This window comes from Haloferax sp. s1, from assembly GCF_058382125.1.
The window spans coordinates 1-9,410 of record NZ_JBZRPK010000605.1 but is presented as its reverse complement, the minus strand read 5'-3'; the positions used below and the strand labels follow the sequence as shown (position 1 = coordinate 9,410).

Here is a 9,410-nt window from a genome sequence, read left to right as displayed (position 1 = left end):
GTCGATTTCAGCCCTTCCGGACCGGAGGTCGATGTCGAAGTCGTCTGTCTCGACCTCGATGTTGTCTCCGCTGTGTTTGACCTCGACCGAGTCGCTGTGACGTGCTGCAACGGGCCCGGCCGTAAATGCGATTACGACGAACATTACAACACTGGCTGTTAGTATTGTGTGAAAGCCTCGGCTCAATGTTGTCATAAGGGTTCTCCCCAGTATTCAGTACGTGAACAGGAAGCGTCACTTACCCGAGCCACCCGCATGCTAGGACGTAACACAGGCGTACTAAGTTCCGAATGGTTTCGACTAGTTCCCGTGGTGTGCTGGGCAACACATGGTTCAAGGCAGAACACAGGTGGTAGACACCCGGAGCAGAGACTACCGACGAGAGCTCATAAAGGAGCCCAAGTGTACCCAGTTCGATACGCAGGCTACTGATTGGAGAAAAAGCATTGAATGTGGTTATCAGTTCGGCCAGTGTGTTCGACCTTCGTGTACTGTTGCCGTGCCCCTAGGCATTTCCAGATTCTGGAAATTGTTCCTCAGTTATTGGTTTTCAGAGAACAGTACAACAAATTGCAATGGATTGGACACCCACACGTAGACGGCTCCTCCAGGGAAGCGCCCTCGTCACCCTCGGCTCGATGGCCGGGTGTCTCTCTGCTGCTAGTTCAAGGCAGGAGAACACGCAAAACGTCGCTGGCGCCGACTCGACCAGCGAGACGACGACTTCGAGCAAGCACACGGAGACAACTACTGACAACTGTGCTGACGGCGAGACAACTATCGAGGCCACCGAACTGTCGGAACCGGACTCACTCGACGAGTGGCTCTCGGACGCCAACGAGTACGATGGTGAGTCACGGCGTTACGGTCCAGACGAGAAAGTATCGGTCAGCGTCGGAATACCGACTGACGGAGGACCCGCGTTCGACCCGCCACTAATCGAGGTCCCGCCGATGACGAACGTCACGTGGGAGTGGACCGGACACGGCGAACACAACGTCGTCGCTCTCGACGGGACGTTCGATAGCGGCCGAACCAACGCACAGCGAGGAACGTCGTATCACTACGTCTTCGACGAACCAGGAGAGTTCCTGTTCGTTTCCGAACCGCACTATAACGGCGGAATGAAGGGTGCCGTTGTCGTTACCGAACCACCTTCGACAGGGTACGAAAGAGTGGATGAATGGATGATAAACAGCAGTAACTTCGACGGGACCGTCGCCGACGAGACGGATACCGAAAGCGTATCCGTTCGAGTCGGTACGTCCGGAAACGGTGGAAACTACGCGTTCGAACCACCTGTCTTGAAGATCTCGACTGGAACCACAATTACGTGGGAGTGGACCGGCAACGGTGGTGGGCACAATATCGTCTTCCAAGAGGCTGACGTCGACTCGGGAGAGATTGCAGTCGACTCAGGAGAGACGTTCAAACATACGTTCGAAACGACTGGCACGTACTGTTACGCCTGTGAGCCACACAAAGGACTCGCGATGAAAGGCGCAGTCATCGTGGAGTGAACTGAACCACAAATATTTATATTTGTTGACAGCTTATTCGAAATCGTTCGCGGCTACGTCCCTCCTCTACCAATGCCCGACGATGCAAATCGGCTGGTCGCACAGGCAACTACGGGACTACATACCCTTTCCTGGCAGGTGTTGCTAACACGCGGATGCTGTGTCACGATGTGCAAGTTAGCAGTTCCGTCGCAGTGGTGTCTTCGGAGGGCCAAATGACTGAGTCTGATTCCTGTGCGGTCGAAGCGGTGTGTACAGCACTTGCCGACGAGGAGTGCAGACGTATTCTCCGCGCGCTTGACGAGCCACTAACGGCATCTGACGTTGCGCAGCGTTGTGACCTTCCACAGACGAGTACGTACCGAAAACTGGGGATGTTGAGCACTGCTGACCTCGTCGAGGAGCGGACAGAGATACGAGACGATGGTAACCACACGACCCGATTCGTCCGCAACGCGACCGGGGCGTTCGTGACGTTCGAAGACGGACAGTCGTTCGACGTCGAACTCATCACCGACGATGAAACGCCAGACCAACGTCTTGCGCAACTCTGGACAGCGGTCAGTGAGGAACTATGAACACGGAACTCCCATTTGCAGTGGTCGCACTGAAGACAGTGACACTCGTTTTGGGGTGCCTCGTAACGTACTTTGCAGCCAAGGCTGCCAGAAGAACAGGTGGGACTGGCCTGGGCTATCTTGCGGTCGGCTTCGGTGTCGTCACGCTCGGGTCGTTGCTTGCGGGGGTTGCTCACCAACTCCCGCTATTCGCTTCGGATACTGCGCTTGTCGTCGAGACTGCGCTAACGGCGGTTGGGTTTGCGATTATCACGCTTTCACTGTATGTGACTCGCCAGTCAGTGTGACTCGACTCCACCTCGTGGCGGAGTGCGGAGGTGGTCTCTGCGCTGCTCCTGCCGCTTACGAAACAACCGCTATAGTAGCGTCTGCAACTGGTGACACATCCGACCGCACGACAGCGGTCGATCGAGTGTGTAATGACTTGCAAACGCTACTATAGTCGAATTTCTCCTCCCAACGGTAGCGACACCCACTCTCAGACAAAGGTCCGCCGAGACACTCCAAAGTCGACATAGATGTCAGTTGGAAGAGCACCAAAAGCACCATCAATGGAAGCGAGAAGAAAAGCGTCCGAATCGTCACGGGATTGCGACGAGACCTACCACCGTAACCTTCGGTGGGTCGTGCCAGCGGACAATTTGTGTGACTCGGGTGAGAGTACGTGGGCGAGTCACGGCTCTACGTATTTTTTACGCCCGGTAGCTCCGGGTTAGACATCGAGTTCCCGAAACACGCACTGCGAGAACTTGTATCACGTAAAACATATTATACTCGTTGACAAATTAGTAATTGCGGCTGTCAGAGGCATGCTCCATTGAGCAACCACCTTTTGGGTCTATTACTTGTGTTGAGATAGTGGTTCTCGGCGGCGTTGATCCCGGTATCCTCACGAGGTGAAACGCCACGTGAGCCGTTTTTGGTTGTGATTGGACCGACCGCAGATGACGGGCACATATCACCAAAACTGATTTTGTCGTGTTGGTGCCTCGTATAGGCACCCTCCATGGACAAGACAGAGATTTTCCAAGCGTTGACGCTCTGGTTTGTTGTACTTATTTTCCTTCAAACAACACCCTCTCAGTCAGGGGTGGTCCACACGGTGATCGGAGTTGTCGCCCTCGCTCTTATGTGGGTAATTCCGATATACCTCTTCGTTAGAGCATTCAACGGAGTGGCGGCTCGGTGAAGTGCTATTGCTGTCCACAACTACGGCGCAATCAAACCGGGGAGGTTCGACTGCCGATGCTCGCGAGGATGTTCAACCACTTGTTTCCACCGTCGACGTTCATCGTGTCAATCTCTATCGAGCTGAATCCCGCGTCGGCGAGAAGCGACCGGATTTCCTCAGGAAGATAGCGCTCGAAGTAGCGACCATCGTGGTCGTAGCCGCTGGTTTCGCCGTGTTTGAGTGAGAGATAGGCGACCCCCTCGGGAGCGAGCACGCGTCTAAACTCGCGGAGCGTCTCCGGAGCATTCGCACGAGGAACGTGGAGAAATGACGCGCAACTCCAGACACCATCGAATGTTTCGTCACGGAATGGGAGTCGACGCATATCGCCTCGAACGAACGAGGCGTCAGGGACCGTCGCGTGAGCGGTCTCGATAAACGACGCAGTGAGGTCGAATCCGACAACGTCGAACCCGTCGGAACTGAACGTCTCAGTATCAGCGCCGGGACCGCATCCAACGTCTAACACACGTTTGCCGGATAGTTCCGTGTAGAAGTCGTCGCCGAAACGGGCCGCAACCGACTCCGAGCGGTACTTTTCGACGAACGCCTCGGAGTTGCTTTCGTAGACGGTGGACGTGCTAGTGACCTCATCCATATCCGGTCCTCAGTATCGAGTGTTGTTACTTTTGTCACTCACCTGCCTTCTGTGTCAGTAGATTGGGTTCGGATGTACGTCGGTTCGACTTCAGGCCCTTCGACCCAAGATGACGTCCCATCCGTCGCCTTCCTCGGTCACAACGGTTTTTGCCAGACAATCCGACGGCAGTTGTGATGGAACTCGTCTCTGTCGCCGCGCTCGCCGAGAACCACGCCATCGGGCGCGACGGCGAACTCCCGTGGCCGAGCATCCCCGAAGACAAGAAGCAGTACCGCGAGCGAATCGCGAACGACCCGGTCATCCTCGGACGGCGGACGTTCGAATCCATGCTCGATGACCTCCCGGGGAGCACCCAAATCGTCCTGAGCCGAAGTGAACAGGACTTCGAAGTCGACACCGCCGAACACGCGAGTAGCGTCGACGAAGCCATCGAAATCGCCGAATCGATGGATGCTGAAACCGTCTACGTCATCGGCGGCGAGGCAATCTACGAACTGTTCCAACCGCATCTCGACCGGATGGTGCTAAGTCGTATCCCCGGCGAGTACGAGGGAGACACGTTTTATCCCGAATGGGAGACGGACGACTGGGAACTCAAGTCGGAGACCCCTCACGAGGAATTCACGCTCCAAGAGTGGATTCGGACGGACCGCGAGTAACGCGTCGCGACGAGGCACGCTGCGGCGAGTAGATTGATGCGTCGGAGGCCCTTACCGGGCGACGATGGGGCTCAACCTCGATACGCGGATTCTAGCACTCGCGCTGGCGCGGATGGCCGACGCGCTTGCCAACTCCTTCCTCGTCGTCGTGTTGCCCTTGTACATCGGCAGCCAAGTCGTGTCTCTCCCCGCGTTCGTCGGGACGACCGTCCAACTCGGCGTGGCCGAATTCATCGTCACGCCTGAACTCCTCATCGGTATCGTTCTCTCGCTGTTCGGCTTTCTCAATAGTTTTAGCCAGCCGTTCACAGGATCGCTGTCGGACCGCACCGGCCGCCGAACGGTCTTCCTGTTGACCGGACTCGCGCTCGTCGCCATCGGAAGTGCCGGCTACCTCGTCTTTACCGACTATCTCTCGATTCTCGTCATGCGCGCATTACAGGGAATCGGTGCGGCGTTTACGATTCCCGTCACGGTGGCGCTGGTCAACGAACTGTCGGCAGACGACGAACGCGGCGGGAACTTCGGCCTGTACAACACCTTCCGGTTGCTCGGGTTCGGGATTGGGCCGCTCGTCGCTGGTGTCGTCGTCACCGCCGGGCCATACGCAATTTCGGGTGTGGAGATATCCGGATTCGACGCCGCGTTCCTCGTGGCGGTCGCCGGTGCCGTGATTAGTTTCGTGTTGATTGCCCTGCTCATCGACGACCCAGAACGGACGGAAAGCGAGGCAGCAGACGACATCTCCATCACGATTTGGAACCGCGACGGACCGGGGTTAGACCCGGTGTTTGCGCTCGGAGTCGCGACTATCGTGATGGCGCTGAGCATCGCGATGTACGCGCCGCTTGCCAACGTCATCAACGACCGACTCGACCAGGGGACGTTCCTGTTTTCCGTCCAGTTCGGCGCGACGGTCCTCGCAAACGTCGTCTTCCAGTATCCAATCGGTCGACTGAGTGACCAATACGGGAGACAACCGTTCTTGGTCGGTGGCTTTCTCCTCTTGCTGCCGACCACGCTCGCACAGGGGTTCATTCTGTCCTCGGGGATAATGGTTCTCGCACGGTTCCTGCAAGGTGTCGCCGTTGCGGCCGTGTTCGCGCCGTCGCTGGCGCTCGCTGGAGACCTCGCGAAAGATGGCCAATCCGGCTCGACGCTCTCGTTGTTGACGATGGGGTTCGGTCTCGGTGTCGCATTCGGCGCGTTGTTCTCGGGAGTTCTCGTTGGGTTCGGCTTCGCCGTGCCGTTCGTCGCCGCGGCCGGTCTCGGGGTGGTCGGCCTGTACTTGGTATCCACGCAAGTCGTCGAAACAGTCTCAGTATCCCCCCTCCACGGGGATTGACCTGCAGAACGCTTAACCCCGAAGGGGCAAACGTGTCATTATATTCCCACACGTATGGGTGACGAAGGTCATTCCGGGAACATCACCTCGATTGTTCGCACCGTGGCGATGGACACTCAGTGGCGGTGGCTCACACTCGAATACACCGTCGTCGTTATCGCTCTTACACTCGGGTCAAGCGAGTTGTTTCTGCCGCAACAGGCCCCAGGACACGGTGTTGCGAAGTTCTTCGGGCTTTCGCTGCTCTCTATCGGGACCGTCTACGGGACGTTCTGGCTCGTCAAAACCGGCGCGTCGGCCGAAAAGATACGCTCTGTGGTCCGAATTAGTCTCATATTCGGTGTGTATGGGATATTCGTCGCGGGAATCGTCGCTATTTCCCACGCGCTTGGTAATTCGACACTCTTCGACTCGTTATTTTTACTGGCTGCCGGCGGCCTTGGTGGCGAGGCTATCGGCGTCCTCGTCGGAGACTGGTACACCGACCTCCAGCAGGCGAAACAAGAGACACAGAAGCGCTTGCAGCGGGAACAGGACGTGACGAAGCGGTTCAGCGTTCTCTATCGCGTCTTTCGGCACAACCTCCGAACGCAAGTGAACATTCTGCTCGGGTACACCGCGTTACTCGAAGCATCAGACCACGCCGACGAAGCCGACGAGTATGTGGACATAATCCAAGAGCATCTCACCCAGTTGGAGTCACTCGCGGAGAACGCAAACCGCCTCAGACGCGTGTGGGAGACAGAAGACCAACGGGAAACGAAACTGGTGAGTGAGCTGTACGAAGACGGTCTCATCCCACTCGCTGACGAATTTCCCGAGGCGACGGTCCGAATCGAGACGCCACCGGACTGTCCCGTCGACTGCCACCCGTTTGCTCACTGGGCCCTCGAAGAAGCAGCAAAGAACGCAATCATCCACACCGGCGACGATTCGACCGTCGAAGTCACCACTCGCAGAAACGGGAGCGACGTCGTCATCGAGGTCACCGACAACGGTGATGGTATCCCGGAACTGGAACAGGAAGCGCTCGCCGCACAAAGCGAGACGGCGCTCACCCACGGGCGAGGACTCGGGTTGCAGACGATTTACTGGACCGTTCGGGCGAGTGGTGGTGAAGTCGACCTCTCGGACGGTCGCTCGGGAGGCGCAGTCGTCTCGATGCGGTTCCCGCTCGCCTCGCAATCCGAGTGATTTTCGTCCGTCGTTGCCTCACGAAACGAGGCCGACGAGGAATTCGCGTACTGTCGTCGACATTTCGTCCCACGTCGTGTGGTCGACAAATCGGTTACGTGCCGCGAGTGACAGCGGCGTCAGCAACTCTCGGTCCCGGCACAATGGGGCAACGGCGTCGGTTATCGCCGACGGGTCGGCCGGGTCGACGAGAAAGCCGTCTTCGCGGTGCGTGACGAGTTCGTTCGCACCGCCCGCCGACGAGACGAGCGCCGGAAGGCCGAATCCCATCGCCTCGACTGCGGCAATGCCGAACCCTTCGTAGTGCGACGGGAGTGCGAACAAGTGCGACTGTCGGAGTGCCGTGGCGAGGTCTTCGTCTGAGAGTCGACCCGCGAACGTCACTCGGTCGGCGACACCGAGTTCAGAGACGAGGTCGTGTAGGGAGACCACGTACTCGTCGTCGACCGTCGCCCCGACGACGGTTACCTCCCAGTCGTCCCTGACGCGTGCGAGGCCGCGAAGCAACCCGTCGATGTTCTTCCGCGGTTCGAGGTTGCCGACCGAGATGAGACGAAGCGGCCCCTCGGCGACACGCGCTCGGATTTCTTCGTCGTCGAGAGGCGTCCCGTACTCGGAGAACCGGTCGCCTGCGGGGTACGCCACGACGCTCGGGTCGGGGTCGGTGACGGCCGAAACGGTCTCTTTTGTCGTCTCGCTGTTGAACACGAACGCGTCGACTGAGTGGAGATAGCGTGTCTCGATTGCCCGCCGGATATACCGCCGGAACGTTCCGAGGTTCTCAAGCGAGTTGAGGTGGTGGACGACGGAAACGACTGGTATATCGTCACCGAGTCGCGGGTTCACGCCGACGAGCGAGGGATGACACAACTCGTCTTGGAGAAGTACGTCCACGTCGAGAGAGCGCAGGCGGGAGAGCGACGTAACGTTGTCTCGGAGGCGATGTCGGTACGGTCGCTCCGGGAGCGAAATAACGGTCACCTCGTCGCCCGCGGCGCGGAGACCGCGAACGAGTTCGAGGTCGTATCGGTAGCCACCGGACCGACCGTCGAGCGGTCCGTAGACGACGAAACCAACCCGCACGTTAAATCGAGGTTTCGTACGTCGCGCTCGCTACGTCGTCCTCCCAGATACGGACTGAGACGCGCTCCGGTGTTTCGAGGCTCGCTGCTTCGATGAACTGGGTGCACACCTCGCGGGCGAAACGCTCGACGCTCGGATTCTGCCCGGAAAACTCGACAAGGTCGTTCATCGTCTCGTCGCGGTATCGAGAAAGCGTCGCATCCAGTGCAGCCTTCACGTCGTCGATGTCGACGAGATAGCCGTACTCGTTCAGCTCAGGACCGGAGAGTTCGACTTCGACGGTGAATGCGTGTGAATGGAGTTCACCTTCGGGACCGGGGTTGGGGACCGTGAGATAATGCTGGGCGATGAGGTCCCGCTGGACCGAGACGCGGTACATGACCTGTCAACCGTCCGCATACGTAAAGAGGATTTGGACGGCCTCATCGGGATTGTCTTCGAGAAGTCGATACGCGCGTGCGGCGTCACCCACGTCGACGCGGTGCGTCACGAGCGAATCGAGCGGTAGCTTTCGGAGATACTCCCACGCTAGCGAGAAGCGTCGTTCCGTGTCCCACCGGCCGCGAAGGTCAGGGTCAATCGTACTCACCTGACTACTCTCGACGTTGATTCGCGACCGGTGGAATCGGCCGCCGAGGTCCAATGTTGCCGGTTTGGTGCCGTACCACGACCCGACGATGACGCGACCGTCGTACCGTGTTACCGCCAGTGCGTCGTCGAGTGCAGTCGGGTCGCCGGAGAGTTCGAACGTCAGGTCCGCGCCGTCGGACGGAGCATCCAGTGACTCCGGGTGGATGGCCGTGTCGGCTCCGAGGCCCAGTGCCAGTTCGCGCCGTTCAGCGATGCAGTCGGCGGCGGTGAGGCTTCCGAGCGGGAACTGGTCGAGAAGGGCCGTCGTCATGAGACCGACGACACCCTGCCCGAACACGACGACGTGCTCGCCGATGAGTGGGCGGCCGTCCATCACGAAGTTGAGCGCGGTCTCCATCGTCGGCAACAGCGCGGCTCGCTCGTCGCTCACGTCGTCGGGGATGTGAGTGAGTTCGCCGGGGGTCGCGAGAAATCGGCTCTCGTGTGGATTGAACGCGAAGACGCGGCTTCCGAGAAGTGTGGACGGAACGTCGTCGCCGACAGCCTCGATTTCCCCGACGTGGACGGTGTTGTCGTAGCCGACGAAGTGGACGGTGATAGTGGCTCCT

General features: G+C 58.7%; 11 protein-coding genes. 7 read left to right on the top strand and 4 right to left on the bottom strand.

From position 1 onward, the window contains the following. Window positions 1-575 precede the first annotated feature (575 nt). The 4 genes from QT222_RS12365 (at window position 576) to QT222_RS12350 (ending at window position 3,287) form a co-directional block, all read left to right on the top strand. The gene (locus QT222_RS12365; RefSeq protein WP_014732278.1) at window positions 576-1,520 is read left to right on the top strand and encodes a halocyanin domain-containing protein; all 945 of its coding nucleotides are present in this window, start codon (window positions 576-578) and stop codon (window positions 1,518-1,520) included. Window positions 1,521-1,735: 215 nt separating this feature from the next. Further along, a complete protein-coding gene (locus QT222_RS12360; RefSeq protein ID WP_491477354.1) occupies window positions 1,736-2,098 on the top strand; it encodes a helix-turn-helix domain-containing protein in 363 nt (120 codons plus the stop codon). Continuing rightward, the gene (locus QT222_RS12355; RefSeq protein WP_491477353.1) at window positions 2,095-2,385 is read left to right on the top strand and encodes a DUF7521 family protein; all 291 of its coding nucleotides are present in this window, start codon (window positions 2,095-2,097) and stop codon (window positions 2,383-2,385) included. The genes QT222_RS12360 and QT222_RS12355 overlap by 4 nt, the downstream gene beginning before the upstream one ends. Window positions 2,386-3,104: 719 nt before the next feature. Continuing rightward, a complete protein-coding gene (locus QT222_RS12350; protein ID WP_004057197.1) occupies window positions 3,105-3,287 on the top strand; it encodes a hypothetical protein in 183 nt (60 codons plus the stop codon). 31 nt (window positions 3,288-3,318) lie between these two features. Here the strand turns inward: QT222_RS12350 and QT222_RS12345 are convergent, their stop codons facing one another. Next, entirely contained in the window at window positions 3,319-3,927 is a 609-nt protein-coding gene (locus QT222_RS12345) for a class I SAM-dependent methyltransferase (RefSeq protein WP_491477352.1), read from the bottom strand. Window positions 3,928-4,103: 176 nt separating this feature from the next. Here QT222_RS12345 and QT222_RS12340 point away from each other — a divergent pair, with 176 nt between their 5' ends. The 3 genes from QT222_RS12340 to QT222_RS12330 all read left to right on the top strand — a co-directional run bounded on the left by QT222_RS12340 (window position 4,104) and on the right by QT222_RS12330 (window position 7,128). Then, window positions 4,104-4,589, top strand: coding sequence for a dihydrofolate reductase (locus tag QT222_RS12340; RefSeq protein WP_491477351.1), 486 nt, complete (start codon window positions 4,104-4,106; stop codon window positions 4,587-4,589). A 64-nt stretch (window positions 4,590-4,653) separates the two neighbouring features. Beyond that, window positions 4,654-5,934, top strand: a complete 1,281-nt coding sequence (locus QT222_RS12335) for an MFS transporter (RefSeq protein ID WP_491477350.1) — start codon at window positions 4,654-4,656, stop codon at window positions 5,932-5,934. Window positions 5,935-5,988: 54 nt separating this feature from the next. Next, window positions 5,989-7,128 (top strand): sensor histidine kinase, encoded by a 1,140-nt coding sequence (locus QT222_RS12330; protein WP_491477349.1) that lies wholly within the window; start codon window positions 5,989-5,991, stop codon window positions 7,126-7,128. 18 nt (window positions 7,129-7,146) lie between these two features. On the opposite strand, the gene QT222_RS12325 is transcribed toward QT222_RS12330, so the two are convergent. The 3 genes from QT222_RS12325 to QT222_RS12315 all read right to left on the bottom strand — a co-directional run. Next, window positions 7,147-8,211 (bottom strand): glycosyltransferase family 4 protein, encoded by a 1,065-nt coding sequence (locus QT222_RS12325; protein ID WP_491477348.1) that lies wholly within the window; start codon window positions 8,209-8,211, stop codon window positions 7,147-7,149. A gap of 1 nt (window position 8,212) precedes the next feature. Further along, entirely contained in the window at window positions 8,213-8,590 is a 378-nt protein-coding gene (locus tag QT222_RS12320) for a 6-pyruvoyl trahydropterin synthase family protein (RefSeq protein WP_004057191.1), read from the bottom strand. A gap of 6 nt (window positions 8,591-8,596) precedes the next feature. Then, on the bottom strand, window positions 8,597-9,410 hold an 814-nt coding region (locus QT222_RS12315; RefSeq protein WP_491477347.1), incomplete at its 5' end, for a zinc-dependent alcohol dehydrogenase.